Raw genomic sequence first — 23,643 nt, 5'->3', positions numbered from 1 at the left:
TGTCCGATCCGTCTCGTTTCTGTCGCATATCACCAGGTTGGCGTCGCCTCGGGGCACGAAAATCGGGCCCGCGGGCGCTATGCTATGCCCTGTCTGCTGCATCAAAATGGCCATCACCCAACCAACCCAACCGGGGCACCGCCATGGCAATCAGCCTGTTCGACATGCTGAAAATCGGCATCGGCCCATCCAGCTCCCACACCGTGGGGCCAATGGCCGCGGCCCACCGCTTTGTTCAGATACTGGCGCAAAGCGCGCAACTTTCGGGCGTGCGCCGCATCACCATCGACCTCTACGGCTCCCTGGGCGCCACCGGGCCAGGTCACGGAACCGGGCCGGCGGTGCTGATGGGGCTGGAGGGGCATCTGCCCGACTCGGTCGATCCGGCCCGGGTTCCAGTGCGGGCCGGAGAGATCGATCACCACCGGCAACTTAAGCTGAATGGTGAAGTCGCCATCGAATTCGATAGGGCGCGAGACCTCCACTTCCGTCCGGAAACAACCCTGCCCTTTCACGCCAACGGACTGCGCTTCACCGCCTACGGCGACGATCACCGGCCGCTGGAACAACGCACGCTCTACTCCATCGGCGGTGGCTTTGTGGTGGAGGAAGAGGCCGCCGGCGACGACCGGCTGGTGGACGACCGCAGCGACTTGCCTTTCCCCTTCACCACCGCGACAGAGCTGCTGGCACACTGCCAGCGCCACGGGCTGTCCATGGCTGAAGTCATGCTGGCCAACGAGCAGACCTGGCGCGCCCCGGACCACATTCGCAACGGCATTCTGGCGATCTGGCAGGTGATGCAGGATTGCGTCCACAACGGCATTCGCGCGCAGGGCTGCCTACCCGGCGGACTGGGTATCCAGCGACGGGCCGCCGCTCTTCACACCAAGCTCACTTCCCTGGAGCAGCAGGCTTTGATTGCACCGTCCCTGAGTGCCCTGGACTGGGTCAATCTCTATGCGCTCGCCGTCAACGAAGAAAATGCCGGTGGTGGACGCATGGTCACCGCCCCCACCAATGGCGCCGCCGGCATCGTACCGGCGGTGCTGCATTACTATTGGCACTGGTGTCCGGGGGCCGATGAGGACGGCGTGGTCCGCTTCCTGCTCACCGCTGCCGCCATTGCAATCCTGTTCAAGGAGAACGCGTCCATCTCCGGCGCGGAAGTGGGTTGCCAGGGGGAAATCGGCTCGGCCTGCGCCATGGCCGCCGCCGGACTTGCCGCCGTTACCGGCGGCAGCCCGCGACAGGTCGAGAACGCCGCGGAGATCGGTATGGAGCATCACCTGGGGCTGACCTGTGATCCTGTGGGCGGCCTGGTGCAAATCCCCTGCATCGAACGCAACGCCGTGGGTGCGGTCCAGGCCATCAACGCCGCCCTGCTGGCCCTGCGGGGCAATGGCGACCATGTGGTGTCCCTCGACAAGGTCATCCGCACCATGCGTGACACCGGCGCGGACATGCTCGACAAGTACAAGGAAACCGCCCACGGCGGCCTGGCGGTCAACGTCACCGAGTGCTGATGACCGCCGGCCACCATTGGATTCAAAGGATTGTCGGTAACCCACCACCGCGAACAGGCCAGAACCCGCTCAGAAGTCGAGCTGGTAGCCCAGGGTGAGGGTGCGCCCCCTGCCGGTGAAGTAGTAATCGTCACTGGCGCGGGCGGCCTGGGAGTAGTAGGTGATGTAGTCCTCATCGAGCAGGTTCTCGATACCCAGCGACAGGCGGCCGAGGCCGCTTCGATAGGTCACTGCGCCGTCCACCAGGCTGTAGCCATCGAAATCCAGGTTATCGCCATCAACGTTGCGATCGCGGTAGTGGCTCAGCTGCAACTGGCTTGAGAGCACCTGGCTCCATTGGGCGGACCAGCGCAGTTTGACGGTCTCAGGCGCGATGTTGATGCCGGTGAGTTTGGTGTCCACCGAGCCGTCGCCATCGGTATCCGATTTGCCGGAGGCGTAGGTGTAGGAAAGCGCCAGGGCGTGGGCATCATTGAGGTCGGCCTCAGCGGTGACTTCCGCCCCCTTGATCTCGGTCTTTTCCCGGTTTCCGACCCAGACACCGTCCACTTCGGTCAGGCGCTCACCGTAGTCGGAATCAGACTCGTAGTAGCTGATCTCCAGGCGATAGCGATCCCAGTTGAAGCGGGTGCCGACCTCCCGATTGTCGGTGACGATGGGCTGCAATTGCAGCAGGGAATCCACGTCCTGCCCAGGCTCGCTGATGCCGCGCAGTACCCGGCCAACATCCGGCATGCCAAACCCTTCGGAATAGTTACCGTACACCTGAGCCCAGTCGTTGATCTGGTAGACCACCCCGGCATTGAGCAGGGTCTCGTCGAAATCCGGGTTGCCACCGTCCACGGTGACCTTGTCCTGGGTAACGTTACTGCGATCGATGGTGCTGTAGGTGTCGACCTTGAGCTTGGCGCGCTCATGCCGGGCGCCTGCGTGCAGGGTCAGGCCCCGGGTGACCTCAAGGTCGCCCTGCAGGAACAGCGCCAGGTTGCGAAACCGGGATTTGGGAACATAGGTTCGGCCGGTTTCTACCAGCATCTGGCGGGTTTCGTCCTGCAAAAGGTCCAGACCAGTCGTCAGGGTCAGGCGGTCTTCCAGCAGACCGTCCCGGGCCAGGGTGAACTTGCCGCCGAGCTTATCGGATTCGTTCCGGGTCTGGTCCAGCTGCGGCTGGTCATTGCTATCGAGGTACGGAAAGTATGGTGTGGTGCCGAACTGGGCACGGAAGGTCTGGCTGTAGAGCTGGGAATCCACCCGATTGCCGAGCCAGTCATCATGGGTGTAGGACAGCCGCGCAGTCATCACTTCATTGTAACCGGCATCACCATCCGGATTGCCTCGCCGGGCTGTGGTGGGCACACCATTGGCGCGATCACCCTGGACCGGCACATAGTCGCCATTGCCTTCCAGCTCAAAGCGGTTGACGAAAAACTCAATGTTCTGATCGTCATCCAGCCAGTAGCCGACCTTGGCAAGCAGGTCGTAGCTGCTGGAGTTCTGCACCTCGCCCGGATAGGCAATACCGACAATCTCATCCCGGCCATCATAGAACACGCCCCGCTCCTGCAGGGTTGCTCCGGCCAGGTATTCCCAGTCCCCACGCTGGCCACTGACCCGATAGTTCAGCCTGTAGCCCTGGCCATCAGAATCCACACCGTCGTCGGTCGTTACACTGGCGGAGAGCGACTGATTGACCCGCCCACCCTCCGGCTTGCGGGTGACAAAGTTGATGATGCCACCGGTCGCTCCCAAACCGTGCTCAGCGCTGGCACCGTGGATCACCTCAATCCGCTCGACCATGCTCAGGTCAATGGTGTAACTGTCCCGTGCGCTGTCCCGCAGCGGGTTGCTCTGGGGTACCCCGTCTACCAGAAACAGGGCGGAACGCCCCCGGAACGTCTCTCCGGCATTGGACAGCTTCTGGCGACCCGGCGAGTACGATGGAATCAGGTTGCTCAGCACCTGGCCCGGATCGTTGGTGATGGCCAGTTGCTGCTGCAGCTGCTGGCGGGTAATGACGGTGGTTTTCTGGGGCGTCTGATCTGCCCTCGCCTGGTTGCGAGAGGCGGAGATGACCAGCGCGTCCAGGGCATTGGTCGCGTTCTGGCCATTTGCATCGGCCAGTGCGGTGGCAGGCATAATGGCCGTGAGCCCGGAGGCCAACAGCAGGGAAACGGTTTGCGAGCGGTTCATACGGCTTCTCGTCGTTCGAAGAGTGCATGGGAAACCGCCCGCATGCTAAAGAGTCGCATACATGTTTGCAAATGCGACTCACTATTATTTATTGGGAGATGGTGACCGCTCTATCAGATGTGGCTGCAAGGCTCCGTGGCCATCACTTCCGCCCAGCGTTCCCGCAACAGGTTTCCGACCAGTTCCCGCATCCAGGTGACTCCGGGGTCCCGATCATGGCGGGCGTGCCAGATCAGGTACAGGCTGGAAGGATCGACATTGAAAGGCAACTCTCCCATCCACAGGCCATGGACGAAGCCGCAATCCTGACTGATCAGTTCCGGAATAGCGACGATCAGGTCCGACTCCCGCAACAGCTGGGGCACGATGGAGAAGTGATTGACGGTTGCCGCAATCCGGCGGCTCAGGCCTTTCTGATCGAGGTAGTTGTCGACAAAGCCGTGGGCTTCGCCAGACATCGTCACCAGCAGGTGCCGGGCATCCAGAAACTCCTGCAACGTGATTGGCCGCCCTGCCAACGGGTGATTGGCCCGCATGGCCAGACGAAAGCCTCCGTCAAACAACCAGGTGCTGCGCAGGCTGTGATCATGCTGGGTCAACAGGCCCACGGCCAGGTCCACGTGGGCTTCCCGCAACAGATCATGAGAGCGCTCCGGGGTATAGGGCACAGCGTGCAGATCCACTCCGGGTGCCTCTTCCTCCAGACGCCGAACCAGCTGACGCCAGATCAACTCCACCGACACATCCGTCACCGCAATTCGGAACTTGCGCTTGGCCGTAGCCGGGTCGAACTGGGTCGCGCTGACCGCGTTGGAAAGGTCGTGCATCGGCCGACTGACCTGGTCCCACAAACTGAGCGCGTGAGAGGTGGGCTCGATGTTGCGGCCCTTGCGCACAAACAGAGGATCATTCCAGATCTGACGCATCCGCGAGATCGCATTGGACACCGCAGGTTGAGTCATCGACAGCCGCTCGGCGGCACGGGTGACGGAGCGCTCGGTCATGATGGCGTCAAAAATATACAGCAGCTGCAGTTCCTGGTTCTTCAAAGTCGAATTACCCGTATCGTCTGGAGATCGGTGGCGATGATGGTCACATCATACACTGAGGCCACGGTCTCCCGTGGCCACTGCGGATCAGATGTTACCCTTGATGAACGTCCGAAGCTGCCCCAGCGAGCCGGCGCCGGTCTGCTGGGCAATGACCGCCCCCTCCTCAAACAGGGACAGGGTGGGAATACTGCGAATCCCCATGCGCCCTGCAATGTCCGGGTTCTCGTCCACATTCACTTTAACGATGGTCAGCTGATCGGCAAACTCATCCACCAGCTCTTCCAGCATCGGGGCGATGGTCTTGCAGGGGCCACACCAGGGCGCCCAGAAGTCCACCAGTACCGGTTTGTCACTGGCCAGCACCTGTTGGTCAAAGCTGGCATCGGTTACGGCGTTGATTGCAGTCATGACTGGTTCTCCTTTGTGTTTTTCGGGGAATTGTCGGGTGTGAGTGGTTGTATCCCAGGCTGATTGTCTCCACTGCGTCGTGTCAGAACCAATTGCCTGGCGATATGGCGTACATTTCCTGTAGTGATGAATAAGGCGGGACCCGTCCGCTGGTTCCGCTACCGCAAGGACCGACTCAGCACCAGGCCTCCCCAGGCCAGGGTTCGGTCCCCCTGCCCCCGCTTGATCTCCGAACTCTGGACCCGCAGCACATAGCTCAGCTTGAGCTCATCCGTCAGGGAATAGGTGTACCCCGCCCATGCCTCTGCCAGCACAGTATGGAGATCAGCCGTAGCCAGAGTGTGGGCACTGTCGCGGAACTGCCCCTGGAGGAAGGCGTTATAGGCCCGGGCCTTGAGCGCCAGGCCACCCCAGAAATAGCTCTCTGAGGCAGGACCGGCTGCCAGGGCCGGGCCACGCTCGCCATAGGTGCTCAACTCCGGGTTGAAACGATTATCCGGAGAGGAAATCAGCCCCTCACGAAACACCAGCGCAATACCGGCTTCGGTAAGATAGCCAACCGAGCCATAGCCGGTGAGTTTGAACTGGCTGTCCGGGGCATAGCCCAGGTAGTGATGATAGGCCGCCGAATAACGCAGGGTTGGCTCGCCGCCGTCCGCAACCTGGTGATCCCAGCCTTCGGCGGTATCACTGCCAACAATAGGATGTATGGCATTCTGGCCAGCTTCGAACAGATTCAGCCCCAGCGCTCCCAGAGTCAGCGAGGTGGTCCAGCCATCGCGGCTTTCGGGGCGCTGGTAACTGTGGCTGATTGAGGCGTAAACCAGGCTGCTGTAGGGCCGGTCATCAAACTGTATGTTGGCGGCCTCGATTTTCTCCGGGGTGAAGCCATAAGCGCCCAACTCCAGGGAATAGGCCAAAGGTTTGACCGCCAGATCGGTGGCCAGCAACCCATCCAGCCCGGTCAGAGCCGCCGATGCCATGCTTCCCCACGCGGGCGCACTGGGGCTGGAGTAGGTCACCGCCAGTCCCGCAGTGAAATCCCGATCGGTGCTTGTGGGAGAGAACAGATCGTTGTCCGTGGAAATGGCAAGCGTCGCAGGCGGCACTGCCAGCGCGGACGCCCCCCATGCCGTCATCACAAAACCCGCGACAGCAATCCACCTCATCGTATGTTCCTCCCAGAAAGCCAACGCCCTGATAGCCGGACGCCGAAAAGCTGGGAGCATTCTCAAACAGCGGTGATAGCTGGAACCAATTGAAAGACAGGATTCAATACATCATGAAAAATGATGAGTCTCGAGCCACAACTCATCACCGGAGATGATACGAGACATACGGACAGGCAATTATTCCTCCGACGTCGGCATGGGGATACTGGCTGCAACTCGAGGGGCACTCACACCGGGAGCCTCTCATCCCCCGAAAGACTGGAGAAACCGTTATGCGCAAGATTGCCCTGATTAGCCTCATGACCCTGATGTCCATCGCCTCACTGCAAGCCAACGCCAGCCTGGCCGACCGCAAATCAGACGAGGCCCGTACCGAAGCCCCCCAGCCGAGCCCTTACAGCGGCCAGGTGGTCCATCGGGGCGAAGTGAGAACTGACAAAGCCTGATCCCTCTGCAATCACAGTTCCGGGAATGCCAGGAACGGCATTCCCGGGCCACCGCCTAGTTGCCCCAATCAACCAGCTCAAAGGTTGACCTTCCCACCCGGGCGGCTTGCATCTTTAACGCTTTTTTTACGCTCCACGCCGATTATCGCCATCGATATTTTACGGCCAGCCCTTTCACCATGGCGACACACTCACTGATGGAGAAAGAGCGTGTCCCTTTTCCTTCTAATGACATCCATAGCGGTCGGCGGCTATCTGCTCACCGCCTTGCTCTACCCGGAGAGGTTCTGATCATGGCCTTGCTGGGAATTCTGGTTCTTCTCGCGCTGTTTGCCCTGTGTTTCGGATTTATCGAACTGGGGGAACGGCTATGACCCTGGTGATTGCAACCTACGTCCTGACGTTCCTGCTGGCCTGGCCACTGGGGCGATACATTGCTGGCGTCTATGGCCCCGGTGGCGGAACCGGACATCGTCTGTTTGGGCCGATCGAGCATACCCTGTACCGGCTCTTTGGCGTCGATCCCACCACGCCCATGAGCTGGCAGCGGTACGGTCGATCGCTGCTGGGACTGCACCTGCTGCTGGGCCTTCTCATATTTGCGCTGTTGCTGGCACAGGGAGGCCTGTTCTTCAATCCTGATAACATAATCGGGATGAAGTGGGACCTGGCGCTGCATACCGCCGTGTCCTTTCTCACCAACACCAACCAGCAACACTATGCCGGCCAGGCGCAGCTCAGCTATCTCGCCCACACCCTGGGTATTGTCACGCTTCAGGTGCTCACCCCCGCGGCAGGAATGGCGGCGCTCATGGCCATCAGCCGCACCCTGTTTCAACGGCCAGACCGTCCGGTGGAGCGGACAGATGACGGTGCCGTATCCGTCGGTAACTTCTATCGGGATATCACCCGGGCAATCGTGCGGGTACTGCTGCCGCTGGCCACCGTTACCGCACTGCTACTGGTCTCCCAGGGCGTACCCAGCACGTTTAAGGGTGCCCAGACGGTGCAACCGCTGGACCCGGCTGCCGGCGTCAGCGAACAGCGCATCCCGGTGGGTCCCGTGGCGGCCATGGTTGCCATCAAGCAACTCGGCACCAATGGTGGTGGCTGGTACGGGCCCAATGCCAGCGTTCCTCTGGAGAACCCGACACCGATCGCCAATCTCATTGAAACAATCGCCCTGTACCTGATCCCGGTTGCCCTAGTGATCGCTTTTGGTTACCTGACCGGTCGACGTCGGCTTGCCAGAGTGATCCTGATGGTGATGCTGGCGTTATCGGTCTCACTGACAGCGCTCGCCGTGTGGTCCGAGCAACAACCCAACCCGGCGCTTTCCGGACTGGCGGCCCCAGGCCCCAACCTCGAAGGCAAGGAGGTCCGATTCGGTGCTCCCGCCACCGCACTGTGGGCCAGTTGGACGACCCAAACCTCCAACGGCTCGGTGAATGGGATGCACGACAGCTTCAACCCCATCGGCGGCATGGTGCCCATGGCCAACATGTTCATGAATGTGATCTTTGGCGGTGTGGGTGTTGGTCTGATCGGTTTCCTGCTGTTCCTGTTGCTCGCCGCCTTCCTCGGTTCACTGATGATTGGTCGCGCCCCGGAGCTGGCCGGCAGGGCACTGGAAACCCGGGAGATCAAGCTCGTCTGCCTGACATTGCTGCTGCAACCCCTGCTCGTGCTGGGTTTCAGCGCAATCACCGTTGCCTTCCCCTCTTTGACCGGGCACTCCAATCCCGGCCCGCATGGCATCAGCCAGGTGATCTATGAGTACACCTCCGCGTTTGCCAACAACGGCTCCGGTTTTGAAGGACTGGCAGACGACAGTGTCTGGTGGAACGTGACCTGCGCCATCAACCTGGCATTGGGCCGCTTCCTGCCGATCCTCGCGCCATTGGCCATTGCCGCATCGTTGGCCGCCAAACGCAGCGCCCCCCAGGGACGTGGCAGCCTGAGTATCGATACACCCACATTCGGCCTGATGACTCTGGCGGTCCTCCTGATGTTTACCCTTTTGAGCTTCCTGCCGGTGCTGATGCTCGGCCCCATCGCTGAATTCCTCGCCAGCCTGTCCTGATTGGAGACTGTCATGTCACAAAACATCCCATTTGCGGGCCTCAAGCTGGAGGCCGGCTACCTGATAACCGAGTCGCTACGGCGTCTGTCACCCCGTCACCTGGCCCACAATCCGGTGATGCTGATCGTCGCCCTGGGCACCGTGGTGACTGCACTGTTGGCGGTAACCCATGCCGTGCAGGGGCAACCGTACGCTCTGGATGCCGTCATCGCCGCCATTCTGTTGTTTACCGTGCTGTTCGCCAATGCCGCTGAATCCGTCGCCGAAGCCCGCGGGAAGGCCCAGGCGGGCGCCTTGAAAGCGACCCGGACTGATCTTCAGGCCAATCGCCTTACCGCTCACGGCGAGGAGTTGGTTGCCGCCACCGCCCTGCGACGGGGAGACCGCGTCCGGGTCGCCCCCGAAACGTTGATACCGGCGGACGGTGAAATCATTGAGGGGGCGGCGACCATCAACGAATCCGCGGTCACCGGCGAATCCGCCCCCGTACTGAGGGAGGCCGGCACCGACAACAGTGGCGTCAGTGCCGGTACCCGAGTCCTGTCTGACGAAATCGTGGTCGAGGTCCGGGTTGATCCGGGACATTCCCTGCTGGACCGGATGATCGCTCTGGTGGAGGGCGCCCAACGCCAGAAAACACCCAGCGAACTGGCGCTTTCCGTGCTGCTTGCCGCCATGACCCTGGTGTTCCTCATTGTGGTCGTGAGCCTGGTGCCACTGGCCGGGTTCCTGGGCGCCCAGCCTTCTTTCTCGGTCCTGGTGGCCCTGCTGGTCTGCCTGATCCCGACCACGATTGGCGGCTTGCTGCCAGCCATTGGCATCGCCGGCATGGACCGGGCTATGCGCGCCAACGTCATCGCAAAATCGGGTAAAGCCGTGGAAGTCGCCGGTTCCATCGACACCTTGCTGCTGGACAAAACGGGCACCATTACCCTCGGGGACCGCCAGGCCACCGCGTTCGAACCGCTCGCGGGTGTCAGCGCTGAAGCCTTGCGGGAAGCCGCCTTGCTCACATCCCTGGCCGACCCCACACCCGAGGGCAAATCCACCGTGGCGCTGGCGAGGGCCCAGGGCTGCACCGTCCACGCTGAACCGGATGCCCAGTACATCGAGTTCTCAGCAACCACACGGATCTCGGGCGTTGATCTTGGCAACGGCCGCCAACTTCGTAAAGGCGCTACCGACGCGATTCGGCGCTTTGTGACTGCCGGCGGCGGCGACTACCCGGCAGAAACCGATCACCTGGTCGAACAGGTAGCCAAACTGGGCGCCACACCGTTGGTGGTGGCAGAGGGAGGCCGGGTACTGGGCGTAATCGCGTTGTCGGACGTCGTCAAATCCGGTATCCGGGAACGCTTTGCCGCACTTCGTGAAATGGGCGTCAGAACCGTGATGATTACCGGGGACAACCCGGTCACCGCCGCCGCCATCGCCGCAGAGGCCGGCGTGGATGACTTCATCGCAGAGGCAACGCCCGAGCAGAAGCTAGCCATCATTCGACAGGAGCAACAGCAGGGTCGCTTGGTGGCGATGATGGGCGACGGTACCAATGACGCACCCGCCCTCGCCCAGGCGGATCTGGGGCTGGCAATGAACTCAGGCACCCAGGCGGCTCGCGAAGCGGGCAATATGGTGGACCTGGATTCAGACCCCGGCAAACTGCTGGAGGTAGTCGAAATCGGCAAGCAACTCCTGATTACTCGTGGCTCGCTGACCACCTTCTCCCTGGCCAACGATGTTGCCAAGTACTTTGCCATCCTGCCGGCGCTGTTCGTTGGAACCCTGCCTGCACTGGGCGCGCTGAACCTGCTCAACCTGTCCAACCCGATGAACGCGGTGCTGGCCGCCACGCTGTTCAACGCCCTGGTCATCCCGGCGCTGATTCCATTCGCGCTCAAGGGGGTTCGTTTCCGGCCGAGCTCCGCCAGCCAGCTGTTACGCCGCAATCTACTGGTGTTCGGTTTGGGCGGATTATTGCTGCCCTTCCCCGCCATCAAAGCCATCGATCTGCTGTTGACGGCCATCCAGTAAACAAGGAGCTCTATCATGTCACGATCCATCCCGGCTGAACGCGCACCCTCTCTGCCAGCACTGACCTCACTCAGGACGGCTCTGGTTATGATCCTCCTTTGCGGCGGAGTCTACCCGCTGACGGTCACCGCACTGGGCAATCTGCTTTTCCCTGAACAGGCCACCGGCAGTCTGCTGACGGACAATGGCGCAGTGGTCGGCTCCAAGTTCGCAGGCCAGTCGTTCCAGTCGGACCATTACCTCCATGGCAGGCCCTCGGCTGCCGGGTATGACCCCTTCTCCGCCGGAGGCAGCAATCTTGCCGTCAGCAATCCCGATCTTCGGGAACGGGCCGAACAGGCATCGCAGGCGCTCCAGACTCGTTACAACGTACTTGCCAAAGACATTCCGGTGGATATGCTAACGGCTTCCGGGTCCGGCCTTGATCCACACATTTCTCCGGAATCCGCCCACCTCCAGGCAGAGCGTATTGCCCAGGCCCGCAAGATGCCGGTCGCGGAAGTGCACTCACTGATCGAACAGCACACCGAAGGCCCTGAGCTGTGGCTGTTTGGTCAACCCCGGGTCCATGTTCTTCAGTTCAACCTCGACCTTGACGCAAGGAAATCCATGCAATGAGCAGCGGCGCCGAGCATCGCCCCGATCCAGATGCACTCCTGAGGTGCCAGGCCCAGACCGATTCCGGTGGATTGAAGGTCTTCCTCGGCGCCGCCCCCGGGGTTGGCAAGACCTACCAGATGTTGCAGAGCGCCCATGAACTCCGCCGCCAGGGAGTGGACGTCGTGCTCGGCGCCATTGAAAGCCACGGACGTTCTGACACCGAGGCACTGCGGGCGGGCCTGGAACAGCTGCCACCACAGACGCTCAGTCATGCCGGCAAGCGTTTTGAGGAATTCGATCTGGATGCCGCCCTGGCACGCCAGCCGGACGTTCTTATCGTCGATGAGCTGGCGCACCGCAACATTCCCGGTACCCGCCACTCCTGGCGTTACCAGGATATTGAGGAACTGCTGGCCAATGGCATTGCGGTGTGGACTGCCGTCAACATCCAGCACCTGGAAAGCCTGTCTGATGTGGTCGCCAGCATTACCGGCGTGCAGATGCGGGAAACCGTGCCCGACGCTCTTCTGAGCCGGGCGCGGGATTGCGTGTTGGTGGATCTGACGCCTTCCGAGCTGATCACCCGGCTCCGGCAGGGCAAGGTCTACCTGCCCGAGCAAGCCAGGGCCGCGCTGGACGGCTATTTCTCACCGGCCAACCTGTCGGCACTGCGGGAATTGGCGGTTCAGGCCATGGCCGAGCGACTGGATGCCGATCTTCGGGATACCATGCAGTCACGGGGCATTGCAGAACCCTGGCACATCCGCGCCCGAATGCTGGTGGCCGTCGACGGTTCAGGTCAGGGCGAAGCACTGGTCCGCGCCGGACGGCGCCTGTCTGAGCGTCGCAAAGCTCCCTGGACGGTGGTGACGGTCGACAATGGCCGGCGCACGGTCGATGAGCGGGATCGGCTTGGTCGGGTGTTTGATCTGGCCGTTCGACTCGGCGCCGAAACCAGGACACTTCGGGGTCATGATGTCGCCGAGGAACTGCTCGCCTATGCCCGTCATCATCAGGTGACAACTCTGATACTGGGGCGGTCCCATAACCAGTGGTGGCGATTTCGTCGATCCACCAGCCGGCGCCTGATCCGGCAGGCCGAAGCCTTCGAGGTCACCTTCGTTCCAGTACCACGCAGGCAAAGGCGACACGGTGTCCGACGTGCCGATGCCAGGTCAGTACACTGGCGGGACTATCTGTGGGCGCTGCTTTGCGTTGGATCGGCAACGGCGGTCTCTCTGGCGCTGCAACACCTGTTACCGCTGGGCAACCTGTCGCTGGTGTTCCTGACGGCCGTGCTCTGGGTCGCCGCCCGCACTGGCACCCGTCCGGCGCTGTTCACCGCGCTAACCAGCTTCCTGACCTACAACTTCTTTTTTACCGAACCCCAGCTCACCTTCAACATGACCGAAACCGATGAGTCCCTGACCGTCGTGTTCTTTCTGATCATTGCCTTGATTGGTGGCAAACTCGCCGCCAGGCTTCAGCAACAGATACAGCTGCTGCGACAGTCCAACGACCAGGCCCGGGAACACCTTGCCTTCACCCGTCGACTGGCGGCAGCGCCGGACATTCAATCGGTTCAGCTGGAAGCCGTCACCGCCCTTCAGCAACAGCTGAAACAGCCCGTGATTATCATCCATCGCCAATCTGACCAGGACCAGCCAACGGTAGTGGCGGAAAGGGACCATTCAGAACCACTCGATACCGCAGCGAAATCCGCGGCAGCCTGGAGTCTTGGCAATGGCCAGCCCAGTGGGGCCTTCTCAGACACGCTGAGCAGCCTGAACTGGCGATTTGAACCGATTGAAGCGGATGGCCAGGTGTTTGCGGTGCTCGGCATCGACACCAAAAACCTTGATGCCGAGCAATACCGCGGCCTTGCGGTGGAAACCTACACCCATCAGATCGCTCTGGCCTGGTTCCGAACCGAGCTGGCAATCAATCTCTCTGCTGCCCGCATCGCAGAGGAAACCGAACGACTTCGCTCCGCGCTGCTGTCGTCAATCTCCCATGACCTGCGGACGCCACTGGCCACCATGATTGGCTCCGCAAGCACCTTGCAGAGCCTGTCCGCAAAGCTCGCACCGGAAGACCGGCAAAGTCTGTTGGAATCGATACTGTCGGAAGGCCAACGGCTCGACCGCTACATCCGCAATCTGCTGGACATGACCCGGCTGGGGCATGGCACGCTGAAGATTGAACGGGACTGGATCGCTCTGACCGACATCCTGTCCTCCGCCTTGCGACGAACCCGGGATCTGTTCCCTAATCTCCACATCGAACGACAGATCGCTGACGACCTGCCGTTGCTGTTCGTCCATCCCGCGCTCCTGGAGCAGGCCATCGTTAATGTCCTCGAAAACGCCGCGAAGTTCGCCCCTCCGCAATCCACCGTCAGCATCAAAGCCTGGCTTGATCAGGCCGGTGAGCGCATCAAACTGAGTGTCGCGGACGAAGGTCCGGGCATTCCTCCGGCGCAACGTCGCCAGGTCTTTGACATGTTTTTTACCGGCGGCGATGGTGATCGGGGGCCATATGGCAGCGGCCTCGGGCTGGCAATCTGCCACGGCATGGTGGCCGCTCATGGCGGTGACATTGCCGCACTGGAGGGCCTGAATGGACGTGGCACCCGCATCGATATCGCCTTGCCTGTTGTAGAATCGCCCGCTGACGAAAACAGCCAGGGACCTATCTGATGATTCAGACTGCCCGTTTGTTCGAACCGCCCCGTGTCCTGGTGGTGGACGACGAACCCCAGATCCGCCACTTCCTCCGCATCAGCCTCAAGACCGAGGGATACCAGGTTGTTGAAGCCTGCACAGGGGAAGAGGGTCTGGGACTCTGTGCCCGTCATTCGCCGGATCTGGTCATTCTGGATCTTGGGCTGCCAGATGTGGATGGAGCCACCGTGCTGCAATCCCTGCGGGAATGGTCCACCGTGCCGGTGATCGTGCTGTCAGTACGGGACCGAGAACAGGACAAAGTCCAGGCGCTGGATCTGGGCGCCAACGATTACGTTACCAAGCCCTTTGGGGTTGAGGAGCTGCTCGCCAGGGTCCGTAGTCAGTTGCGAACCCGGGAACGGTCCAATGCCTCTCACGCGGACCAGCCGGCCCGCTTCGATGACGGTGATCTCTGTATCGACCTGGCCTTTCGCACGCTGACCCTGGCCGGCGACGATGTTCATCTCACGCCCAAGGAGTTCGCGGTGCTTAAGGTACTGCTGCTGGCCGCCGGGCGCATCGTGACACAATCCCAGCTCCTGAAAGACATCTGGGGACCAACCCATACCCAGGATACCCATTACCTGCGGATCGTGATTCGCCGACTGCGACAGAAACTCGGCGACGATCCGACAGAACAGCGGTATATCCAGACCGAGCCTGGAGTCGGTTATCGGTTTGTCGGTAGGATGGACGATGGCAACTCCCACCCACCGGCTCGGAGCCGCAGTGATGGCACTGAACATTTCTGAACACTGGCTGGACCTTGGCGATACCGGCCAGTTGTACTACAAGCAGTGGCGTCCCGATGGGAGCTCGCAGGCATCCGCCGCTCCGATCGTACTGTTCCACGACTCCCTTGGTTGCGTCGAACTCTGGCGGGACTTTCCCGATCGACTGGCCACCATCAGCGGCCGTACCGTGATTGCCTACGATCGCCTGGGGTTTGGCCGATCCGACCCGCACCCTGGCGTGTTGCCACTGGATTTCATCGACCGAGAGGCCGACGCGGCGTTTGCATGCCTGAGCGAAACACTGGGGCTTGAGGCGTTTATTGCCCTGGGCCACAGCGTCGGTGGCGCCATGGCCACCACCTGCGCCGCCCGGTATCCGTTGCGCTGCAAGGCGCTGGTGGCTATCTCCGCACTGACCTGTGTGGAAGATCGAACACGGGAGGGTATCCGGGCCTCAGAAGCTGCCTTTGAAGCTGCCGAACAGATGGAGCGGCTGGGGAAATACCACGGCAGCAAGGCTCACTGGGTGCTGCGGGCCTGGGTTGACACCTGGTGCTCGGACGCGTTTCGACAGTGGGACCTGGCGCCAGCCATGCAACAGGTCCAGTGCCCCACCCTAGCGCTGCACGGAGACGCGGATGAGTATGGCTCCACACTTCACCCCGAGCGCTTTGAAGCTCACACCCCCCAGGCAAAGGCCCGGGTCATTCCGGCCTGCGGCCACTTTCCCCACCGCAGCGCCCCAGACGCGGTACTGGATGTGATTCAGACCTTCCTGGCGACAATAAACACCGATTCCTTACCCGGCTGCCAATCGTAGTCAACCTCGAACCCCGCGGTTGCCAGCGCCTGCAGCAGATCCTGGCGGCCCAGTCGATTGACGTAAGGCGCCAGCCCCACACGCTGCATCACCGGGATGGCCAGACGCCACACCGGATTGATCTCGCTGACCAGGGCCGTGCTCGACACAAAGACACCGCCGGATTTGAGTAACCGGTGGATCGTTGCCAGCACGCCGGGCAAGTCTTCCAGCAGATGCAGAATGTTGAGCCCGAGTACGGCATCGAAACGGTTCGGCGTCAGGTCTGGATGATTGAGCGTGCCCTGCTGAAAATGAACGTTGGTGATGCCGGCCTCTGTGGCCTTTGCGGTTGCGATCTCAATCATCGCGTCCGAGATATCGGTGGCCACAATCTCACGAACAAAGGGAGCGTGTGCCAGCGCTGTACTCCCCGTGCCGCAACCGAACTCCAGCACCGACCAGTCTGGCTGCAGGTACTCCCGGGTTTTGGCCAGTTTTTTCTGATAGCTGGCCTCATCCTTGACGGGGCTACGGGCGTAGCGGGCGGCCGCCTTGTCCCAGAACGCTTTGGATTCCTTCATCAGCCCCTCCCTCCGGGGTTTCGGGAAAGCCCTACTGATCGAGTACAGCAATAGACCATTTCGGCCGCATCCGCCCAAAGTCCCGACGGGTGTTGTTCACCAAGGCCTTCTTGGAATCAAGCACTCGGGCGCCCTGTTCATCTCTGACGAACACCACCCAGTGCCAGAACGGACGTCCGGCTTCCCGGCGCCACTTGATGGACAACAGCGCCCGATCGGGCAGTGCATCCCAGGATTCGAACGGCTGTTCAACGGGGCTCACAGCAATACCCATTGCATCCAGAAGACAACGAACATGGTGTGTCTCCGACCACAGGGTCTGATCCGCCGCCCGGATACCCAGGCTGCTGGCCACCGCCCTCGCCTCGTCATAGGTAACGCCGGCCAGCGCGGCGCTGGCGGCGATACCGCAGCCTGTTGGCTCCTGTTGTATGACTGCTTTCACGCCTTTTCCTTCCCTAGAGATCGCACTGAACCCTTAATGTGCCCAACCTTTTCGATCCACACTTGTCGACCGCACCCTGTCGGCTGAACCAAAGCGACTGAGTCCTGCCGGCCGGAAGTTACTCCAATCCGGCCCTTGCGGCGCGGGCCGCGTGCAGCTTCTTGTAGCTTTCAATCAGTCTCAGGTGCTTGTCCAGACCTTCGAGCTGCATGTTTGTCGGGGTCAGGCCATGGAAGCGGACACTGCCGTCCACAGAACCGACCACCGCCGCCATGGTGTCCTCACCGAACATCCGTCCCAGGTTGTAGCGGTAGTCGTCGAGCTCCAGCTCCTCATCCAGGGTAATCTCCAGCACTGCCTGTATCGCTCGATAGAACAGTCCCCGTTCCACGGTGTTGTCATTGAACTGCAGGAAGGTCTCGACAAACTCCAGCGCTTCTTCGTGCCATTGCAGGGCCAGACAAATCAGCAGCTTCAGCTCCAGGATGGTCAGCTGTCCCCAGACCGTGTTCTCATCAAACTCCACGCCGATCAGGGTGATGATCGTCATGTAGTTGTCCAACTGGCTGCCTTCCAGACGCTCGGCCAGATCGGCCAGCTGATCATCACTGAGGGAGTGGAGGTTGAGGATATCCTCCCGGTAATCCAGCGCCATGTTGGTGTTGTCCATGATCAGGTCTTCCACCGGGTAAACCTCGGAGTAACCCGGCACCAGAATCCGGCAAACCGGCGCACCGAGGTCCTGATAGACCGCCACATAGACTTCCTTTTCCAGCGACTCGAGGATGCCAAACAGGGTGGCGGCCTCTTCCTCATTGGAACCGGAGAAATCCCATTCACTGAATTCGTAGTCAGACCGGGCACTGAAGAAGCGCCACGACACCACGCCGGTAGAATCGATAAAGTGCTCAACGTAGTTGTTGGGCTCAGACACCGCCAGACTGTTGAAGGTTGGTGGCGGAACGTCGTTCAGACCTTCAAAACTGCGGCCCTGCAGCAGTTCAGTCAGGCTGCGCTCAAGCGCCACCTCGAAGCTCGGGTGCGCCCCAAAAGAGGCAAACACACCACCGGTGCGAGGATTCATCAGGGTGACGCACATCACCGGGAACTGGCCGCCCAGCGACGCATCCTTCACCAACACCGGGAAGCCCTGCTTCTCCAGTGCCTCAATGCCTTCGAGAATGTCGGGATACTTGGCCAGGACCTCCTGCGGCACGTCTGGCAGGGTGATTTCACCCTCGATGATCTGCTTCTTCACCGCCCGCTCGAAGATCTCCGACAGGCACTGAACCTGGGCTTCAAACAGCGTATTACCAGCACTCATGCCGTTGCTGAGGAACAGGTTCTCGATCAGGTTGGAGGGAAAGAACACGGTCTCACCATCAGACTGGCGCACAAACGGCAACGAACAGATGCCGCGGTCACGGCGACCGGAGTTGGTATCAATCAGATGAGAGCCAGCCAGATCACCGTCAGGATCGTAGATGGCCCGGCAATGGTCATCAAGGATCTCCTCAGGCAGAGCGTCATCCGGCCCGGGCTGGAACCACTGTTCGTTCGGGTAGTGCACGAACGCGCTGTTGGCGATCTCTTCGCCGAAGAACTGGTCGTTGTAGAAGAAATTGCAGTTCAGGCGCTCAATGAACTCACCCAGGGCCGAACACAGGGCGCTTTCCTTGGTGGCTCCCTTGCCGTTGGTAAAGCACATGGGCGAGGCCGCATCACGGATGTGCAGCGACCAGACGTGAGGGACAATGTTGCGCCAGGAGGCAATCTCGATCTTCATGCCCAGCTCCGCGAGGATGCCGGTCATGTTGGCGATGGTCTCTTCCAGCGGCAGGTCCTTGCCTTCGATGTAGGTGCCCTCACCCGCCTTGGGCGCCGCCATCAGCAGAGCCTGGGCGTCTTCATCGAGGTTTTCGACGGTTTCGATCTCGAAGGCCGGACCGGTCTGCACCACTTTCTTTACGGTACAGCGATCAATGGAGCGCAGGATGCCCTGGCGATCCTTGTCGGAAATGTCCTCCGGCAGCTCTACCTGGATCTTGAAGATCTGGTTGTAGCGATTCTCCGGATCGACGATGTTGTTCTGGGACAGCCGGATATTGTCGGTCGGAATGTTGCGAGCCAGACAGTACACCCGCACGAAGTACGCCGCACACAGCGCCGAGGACGCCAGGAAGTAGTCAAAGGGGCTGGGTGCCGAGCCGTCGCCCTTGTAGCGGATGGGCTGGTCGGTGATAACGGTGAAGTCGTCAAACTTGGCTTCAAGTCTGAGGTTGTCCAGAAAGTTGACGTTGATCTGCATTCCGAGGGTACCAGGGTTGGAAAATGTGGCGCGCCATGGGCATGGCCCGTCGCCATTATCCAGTTTTTGGCGGCCGTCGTCTTGGCCAATTACAGGATCAAGAGTGACTGCCGGGCGTGCCGGTTCAGGTAGTCGGTGACGCTGCCAACGAGCATGCGCTGCCAGGCGCTCTGGCGGCGCCGTTCAGCAACAATCAGATCAACGTTCAGTTCCTCTGCGACCGCCACCAGCACCTCACCAATCCCCTGGCCCCGCCGGACTCTGGAATCCACCTCGTAGCCCTGGGCCTCCAGGTGCGACACCACCTGAAACATCCGCTCCTGCAATTCGCCTTCCTGCGCCGCCACCTGGCGCACCAGCTGATGGGGTGGCATCAGGCGTTTGCGGAACCAGGAAAGGTTCTCCTCCGGCACCTCGCACACCATCACCACCACCAGACGGGCGTTGTCCGGACTGAGGAAGCGGCCTCCGGGATCGAGCGTGTTCACGTCGCGATAGGGATCGCAGGCGTACATCACCGTCAGTTTGCCATCAGTTTCCAGCGGCATACTCGCTCAGGCCTCCTTCCGTTGGAACGGGAACATCAGCCCGTAGACCAGAAACGCCACCAGCAATGTCGGCAGCAGCTCGTATATGGACTCGGAATACCCCAGCGCCTGCCAGGTAATCAGGGTGACCATGCTGGCCGCCATCATCGCCATGGCGGTCGGCCGATTCAGCGGCGCATGTACAATCCGCAGCAGAATAACCGGACCCAGCGTACCCCCCAGAGACGACCAGGCGAAGACCACCAGGGTAAAGACATTGGCCGGTGCGGCCAGCGCGATGGCCAGCACCACCAGAGTCACCGCCAGGGTACCGAGCTTGGTACGGACGTAGGACTGCCCGAAGCGGGGAATCAGGTCCTGGCTGATCGCCGCAGAGCACGACAGCAGCATCGAATCGGCGGTGGACAGCGTGGCTGCGAAGATGGCGGCCAGCACAATGCCCGTGAGCACCTCTGGCAGAAACTGCTGGGCCATTAACGGCAGGGTCATTTCCGGATCGATCAGCGAACCGTCCAGCAGAACCCTGGCGTACAGCCCCACCGTCACGGTCAACACCGCAAACGGCAGATACCAGGCAAAGTAGACCCGACGGGCCGCCGGCACATCCTCCGGACTGCGCAACGCGATGGTGCGTACCAGAATGTGGGGCTGGCCAATCGCGCCCAGGCCCGCTGCCACCCAGCCCAGCACAAATGGCACCAGACCAAATAAAAGGCCATCCGGCGTCCAGCGCGTCAGTGCCGGATCAACCGCCGTCAGCGCTGCCCCCAATTGCCAGGGCCAACCAACGGCGAGAAGGCCAGCCACAAACAGCGCCACCATCCCGAACAGCATGACGAAAGACTGGGCCACGTCTGTCCAGATGGAAGCCCGGATGCCGCCCGCAAAGGAGTACAGCACCACCACCAACGCCCCCAGCATAGCCCCCAACCACTCCGGCCAGCTGAACATCACATGCAACGCCTTGCTGCCAGCTTTGAGTTGCGCCGCGGCATAGACCGCCAAGAACAGCAGGGTGATCACTGCCGACACCACCCGAAGGGGGCTCGACGCGGTGGCCGGGTTCAGCGCTGTCAGCGCCGGAATGGTGTTGACCGGGTGATCTTCCGAATAGCGTCGCAAACGCTGATGGAATCCGCGCCACGCCAACCAATCCCCCACCAGCCAGCCCAACGCGATCCAGAACGCCGAGACACCGGCAACCCAGGTGTAGCCCACCAGGCCAATGAACATGTAACCGGAGTTATTGGTGGCCACGGAGGACAGGCCAATCAGCCAGGGCGCGGTGCTGTAGCCAGCGGTCAGATAGTCATTGACGTCGTGGTGTTTCTTGCGGATCGATGACACGCCAATGATCAGGAACACCACCAATACCACACTGAAACTGTAGGCCGTTGCGCTCATGGGAACCGGCTGCCAAAGAGACTGTTTGTGCAGTCTAGTGCATGACACCCGACCTTCCCCTGCTACAGATCAATAAGCCTGACATGTAGTTAGCCCTGAGTTCAGGGCTGAAATAACGGTACTGTTCCTGCATGGTGATCCGGGCTAACCAGCAACAGCATTCGTTCAATCCGGACCAGAAGGAGCACATCCCAATGGAACTGAGGCATGCACACGAGTCGGATCTACCGAGGATCGTCGAAATCTACAATGCATCCATTGCCTCCCGGCGATCCACTGCCGATACCGAGCCAGTGACGGTGGCGTCGCGACTGGAATGGTTTCAGGCACATCGCCCCGCCCGTCGACCACTGCTGGTTCATGAGGAAGACAATCAGATCGTGGGTTGGATCAGCTTTGAGGACTTCTATGGCAGGCCGGCCTATCGCCACACGGCCGAACTGAGCATCTACCTGGCGCCGGAGAGTCAGGGCAAACAGCTTGGCACAAAAATGGTGCAGGCAGCTTTGGCGTTGGCTCCCGAGCTTGGCTTGTCGACCCTGGTGGGTTATGTATTCTCCCACAACCTTCCGAGCCTCAAACTGTTGCTGTCCTGCGGCTTCACCGAATGGGGATGCCTGCCAGACGTCGCCGAGATGGACGACAAAGAGTACAGTGTCAGCATTTTGGGCAAACGGCTGCACGAAGGAAATCCTCGTTGAAGAAAGTACTCCTGACGGTTCTCTCCATTCTCATCAGCAGTTGCAGCAGCGTCCCCCTGGGCACACTGGCAAAACTGGGCACGTTCGATCAACAGGACTTCCTGGCGTTGGCGCCGACAGAAATCAGCGCCAGAATCCAGCTTGAAGAGCCGGCGAAACTGATGGTTGATCGTACCGACCTGGCGCTGAAGATCGATACAAACAAAGGCGCCACTACGTACCAGTTCCCTCTGGACCTGCTCTCCGAAACAGTAATCCCGTCGCGGGAGTCGCTGTTCTCCCCAACGCCAGGCCAAACGGAATACACCTTTAAGCTGGCAGACGACGCCGTCAGCAATTTTCAACACCTCCAGGACACGCTCGCCCATCAGGCCCCGGAGCGGTTCGATTTCACGGTGAATGCAGACGTTGGAGATCTGCCCGATTCGGTCAGCACTGTCACCCTGACGGTCCTGCTTAAACTGTCCGATCGCGAGACGTATTTTCCGTTGCTGGAAGATGCCGAAGTCGATATCCATCCCTAACCCAGGCGAGATGGTCCACAGCGTTCACCGGATTGGATGACACCAAGGGGCCATCCCCCAAACAATTGGCTGCTGGAGGATGGCAGGCTCTCACTCGTTACCCTGTAGTCCTGTTAGTAGTCGCGTTTAGTTAATTGCAGAGCGGCGAGAAGTCCGATTCGAGTAGCGTCGTTCTTTCCAGGAAATAGGTCCCTTCAGGCGCCTCGAAAGCGAGTGCATCTCCGGAAAAGTAGAAGGTACCAAACCTGCTATCACCAAGACGGAACTGACCGTTACCCAGATCGGTAAGGGTGTCGCTTTCTATTTCATAGCAATTCGAACCCATATCGACCGCATCACCCATATAGTCATAGGATACATACGTGCCATCACCTTTGAATACCGTATAGACCTCATCATTTCCCGCACCGCTATCCCAAACACCAGTAATATCAGCCAGAGTCAAATCGGAAGTACGATCAGGGGCCCCGCCAAGATCGGAATCAAAGGCTGGTGCTGTAGGATCTTCGTCAGCCTCGGTCCAAACAATCGTTCCGTCCAACGTTAGATCGCTGGTCGCCTGGCTGTTCGAATCCCCGCCTATGGTGGGAGCGAGTACGACATTATCCAACTCTAACGTCCGAGATGCTGTATCAAAGTCAACGCCGGTACATCCTGAAAGACAGGTAGCACTATACAGATAGGCCACACTGTTTATATTTATGCGTATAGAAACCCCAATGTCTGTGATATTAAACACCACGGCATTCGCCTGATCTGCTGCAAACGCATTCGGGTCCACGTCCGACGCCGACAGTTCTCCCAAGCCAAGCCGCACGAAGTTCATAGCGCTCCCGCTGCTGGTGGCAGAAAGAAAGAGATTGGAACCGGCGAGATTCTCTCGGAATGCATAGAAACTGACTTCAGCGGTGCTCCCCAGTGAACTGGTGTCTGCTCCGCCCAGGGTGATCATGGTACTGCCCTGTACAGGCGTTGAACCGCCATCACCCTGATCGCCGCCATCGCTGGCACCGGTGCCGTCGTCTCCCCCACTGCCGCCATCGGTATCACTATTGCTGCCACTTCCACCACCACAGGCAGTCAGCGAGATCACCAAAACACACAGCAACATTCTGAACAAAAGTGTCATCTTCATTTCGCCCCTTCGTTGATATGATATATCACCGCATAGACGGCAATTTCATAATTCTTTCCAATTAAAAATATTCAGCATTAAAAACAGAAAGCCGGCCTCACCAATAAAACAAAATGCAGCAGTTAAAAATGAAAACCAAATCTAAATCACTACAATTAAATAATTATTTAATATTATTCACCCAGCACACAACAGATTAATATCTAGATCAGGTAAAAATCCTGGTA

The 23,643-nt window shown here is 60.2% G+C and carries 21 protein-coding genes; 11 read left to right on the top strand and 10 right to left on the bottom strand.

Annotation, left to right across the window (positions count from 1 at the left end; translation table 11 throughout):
- Positions 1-143: 143 nt before the first annotated feature.
- Entirely contained in the window at positions 144-1,526 is a 1,383-nt protein-coding gene (locus tag J2887_RS09615) for an L-serine ammonia-lyase (protein ID WP_227175780.1), read from the top strand.
- A 69-nt stretch (positions 1,527-1,595) separates the two neighbouring features.
- On the opposite strand, the gene J2887_RS09610 is transcribed toward J2887_RS09615, so the two are convergent.
- The 4 genes from J2887_RS09610 to J2887_RS09595 all read right to left on the bottom strand — a co-directional run bounded on the left by J2887_RS09610 (position 1,596) and on the right by J2887_RS09595 (position 6,345).
- Positions 1,596-3,716 carry a TonB-dependent receptor gene (locus J2887_RS09610; RefSeq protein WP_227175779.1) on the bottom strand — a complete coding sequence of 707 codons (2,121 nt, stop codon included), beginning with the start codon at positions 3,714-3,716 and terminating at the stop codon, positions 1,596-1,598.
- A 113-nt stretch (positions 3,717-3,829) separates the two neighbouring features.
- Positions 3,830-4,765 carry a LysR family transcriptional regulator gene (locus tag J2887_RS09605; RefSeq protein WP_227175778.1) on the bottom strand — a complete coding sequence of 312 codons (936 nt, stop codon included), beginning with the start codon at positions 4,763-4,765 and terminating at the stop codon, positions 3,830-3,832.
- 87 nt (positions 4,766-4,852) lie between these two features.
- Positions 4,853-5,176, bottom strand: a complete 324-nt coding sequence (gene trxA / locus J2887_RS09600) for a thioredoxin (RefSeq protein WP_227175777.1) — start codon at positions 5,174-5,176, stop codon at positions 4,853-4,855.
- A gap of 158 nt (positions 5,177-5,334) precedes the next feature.
- Positions 5,335-6,345, bottom strand: coding sequence for a lipid A deacylase LpxR family protein (locus J2887_RS09595; RefSeq protein WP_227175776.1), 1,011 nt, complete (start codon positions 6,343-6,345; stop codon positions 5,335-5,337).
- A 275-nt stretch (positions 6,346-6,620) separates the two neighbouring features.
- Between J2887_RS09595 and J2887_RS09590 the strand changes: the two genes are divergently transcribed.
- The 8 genes from J2887_RS09590 (at position 6,621) to J2887_RS09555 (ending at position 15,788) form a co-directional block, all read left to right on the top strand.
- Positions 6,621-6,794 carry a hypothetical protein gene (locus tag J2887_RS09590; RefSeq protein WP_227175775.1) on the top strand — a complete coding sequence of 58 codons (174 nt, stop codon included), beginning with the start codon at positions 6,621-6,623 and terminating at the stop codon, positions 6,792-6,794.
- A gap of 228 nt (positions 6,795-7,022) precedes the next feature.
- Positions 7,023-7,085 carry a potassium-transporting ATPase subunit F gene (locus J2887_RS21835; protein ID WP_227176094.1) on the top strand — a complete coding sequence of 21 codons (63 nt, stop codon included), beginning with the start codon at positions 7,023-7,025 and terminating at the stop codon, positions 7,083-7,085.
- A gap of 79 nt (positions 7,086-7,164) precedes the next feature.
- Positions 7,165-8,877: a potassium-transporting ATPase subunit KdpA gene (gene kdpA / locus J2887_RS09580; protein WP_227175774.1), complete on the top strand. Its 1,713-nt coding sequence runs from the start codon at positions 7,165-7,167 to the stop codon at positions 8,875-8,877.
- Between the two features lie 12 nt (positions 8,878-8,889).
- Positions 8,890-10,908: a potassium-transporting ATPase subunit KdpB gene (gene kdpB, locus J2887_RS09575; RefSeq protein WP_227175773.1), complete on the top strand. Its 2,019-nt coding sequence runs from the start codon at positions 8,890-8,892 to the stop codon at positions 10,906-10,908.
- 15 nt (positions 10,909-10,923) lie between these two features.
- Complete coding sequence (gene kdpC / locus J2887_RS09570; protein WP_227175772.1) at positions 10,924-11,526, top strand: potassium-transporting ATPase subunit KdpC; 603 nt, start codon at positions 10,924-10,926, stop codon at positions 11,524-11,526.
- Positions 11,523-14,207 carry a sensor histidine kinase gene (locus J2887_RS09565; protein ID WP_227175771.1) on the top strand — a complete coding sequence of 895 codons (2,685 nt, stop codon included), beginning with the start codon at positions 11,523-11,525 and terminating at the stop codon, positions 14,205-14,207. Before kdpC ends, J2887_RS09565 begins: the two co-directional genes overlap by 4 nt.
- A gap of 17 nt (positions 14,208-14,224) precedes the next feature.
- Positions 14,225-14,986 (top strand): response regulator, encoded by a 762-nt coding sequence (locus tag J2887_RS09560; protein ID WP_416381915.1) that lies wholly within the window; start codon positions 14,225-14,227, stop codon positions 14,984-14,986.
- Positions 14,967-15,788: an alpha/beta fold hydrolase gene (locus J2887_RS09555; RefSeq protein ID WP_227175769.1), complete on the top strand. Its 822-nt coding sequence runs from the start codon at positions 14,967-14,969 to the stop codon at positions 15,786-15,788. Before J2887_RS09560 ends, J2887_RS09555 begins: the two co-directional genes overlap by 20 nt.
- Here J2887_RS09555 and J2887_RS09550 read toward each other — a convergent pair.
- The 5 genes from J2887_RS09550 to J2887_RS09530 form a co-directional block, all read right to left on the bottom strand.
- Complete coding sequence (locus J2887_RS09550; protein WP_227175768.1) at positions 15,734-16,351, bottom strand: class I SAM-dependent methyltransferase; 618 nt, start codon at positions 16,349-16,351, stop codon at positions 15,734-15,736. The two genes, J2887_RS09555 and J2887_RS09550, sit on opposite strands and share 55 nt — an antisense overlap.
- A gap of 31 nt (positions 16,352-16,382) precedes the next feature.
- Complete coding sequence (locus J2887_RS09545; RefSeq protein WP_227175767.1) at positions 16,383-16,796, bottom strand: hypothetical protein; 414 nt, start codon at positions 16,794-16,796, stop codon at positions 16,383-16,385.
- Positions 16,797-16,914: 118 nt separating this feature from the next.
- Complete coding sequence (locus tag J2887_RS09540; protein ID WP_227175766.1) at positions 16,915-19,104, bottom strand: OsmC domain/YcaO domain-containing protein; 2,190 nt, start codon at positions 19,102-19,104, stop codon at positions 16,915-16,917.
- A gap of 89 nt (positions 19,105-19,193) precedes the next feature.
- The gene (locus J2887_RS09535) at positions 19,194-19,652 is read right to left on the bottom strand and encodes a universal stress protein (protein ID WP_227175765.1); all 459 of its coding nucleotides are present in this window, start codon (positions 19,650-19,652) and stop codon (positions 19,194-19,196) included.
- A gap of 6 nt (positions 19,653-19,658) precedes the next feature.
- Complete coding sequence (locus J2887_RS09530) at positions 19,659-21,056, bottom strand: sodium/proline symporter (protein ID WP_227175764.1); 1,398 nt, start codon at positions 21,054-21,056, stop codon at positions 19,659-19,661.
- A 194-nt stretch (positions 21,057-21,250) separates the two neighbouring features.
- Here J2887_RS09530 and J2887_RS09525 point away from each other — a divergent pair, with 194 nt between their 5' ends.
- Both J2887_RS09525 and J2887_RS09520 read left to right on the top strand, forming a co-directional pair.
- Positions 21,251-21,757 (top strand): GNAT family N-acetyltransferase, encoded by a 507-nt coding sequence (locus J2887_RS09525; protein WP_227175763.1) that lies wholly within the window; start codon positions 21,251-21,253, stop codon positions 21,755-21,757.
- A complete protein-coding gene (locus tag J2887_RS09520; protein WP_227175762.1) occupies positions 21,754-22,281 on the top strand; it encodes a hypothetical protein in 528 nt (175 codons plus the stop codon). The genes J2887_RS09525 and J2887_RS09520 overlap by 4 nt, the downstream gene beginning before the upstream one ends.
- Positions 22,282-22,411: 130 nt before the next feature.
- On the opposite strand, the gene J2887_RS09515 is transcribed toward J2887_RS09520, so the two are convergent.
- Complete coding sequence (locus J2887_RS09515) at positions 22,412-23,416, bottom strand: hypothetical protein (protein WP_227175761.1); 1,005 nt, start codon at positions 23,414-23,416, stop codon at positions 22,412-22,414.
- Between the last annotated feature and the right edge of the window lie 227 nt (positions 23,417-23,643).

The sequence above is a fragment of the Marinobacter sp. CA1 genome (genome assembly GCF_020546665.1).
Classification (GTDB): Bacteria; Pseudomonadota; Gammaproteobacteria; order Pseudomonadales; family Oleiphilaceae; genus Marinobacter; species Marinobacter xestospongiae.
This window is presented reverse-complemented; position numbering and strand designations above follow the sequence as displayed.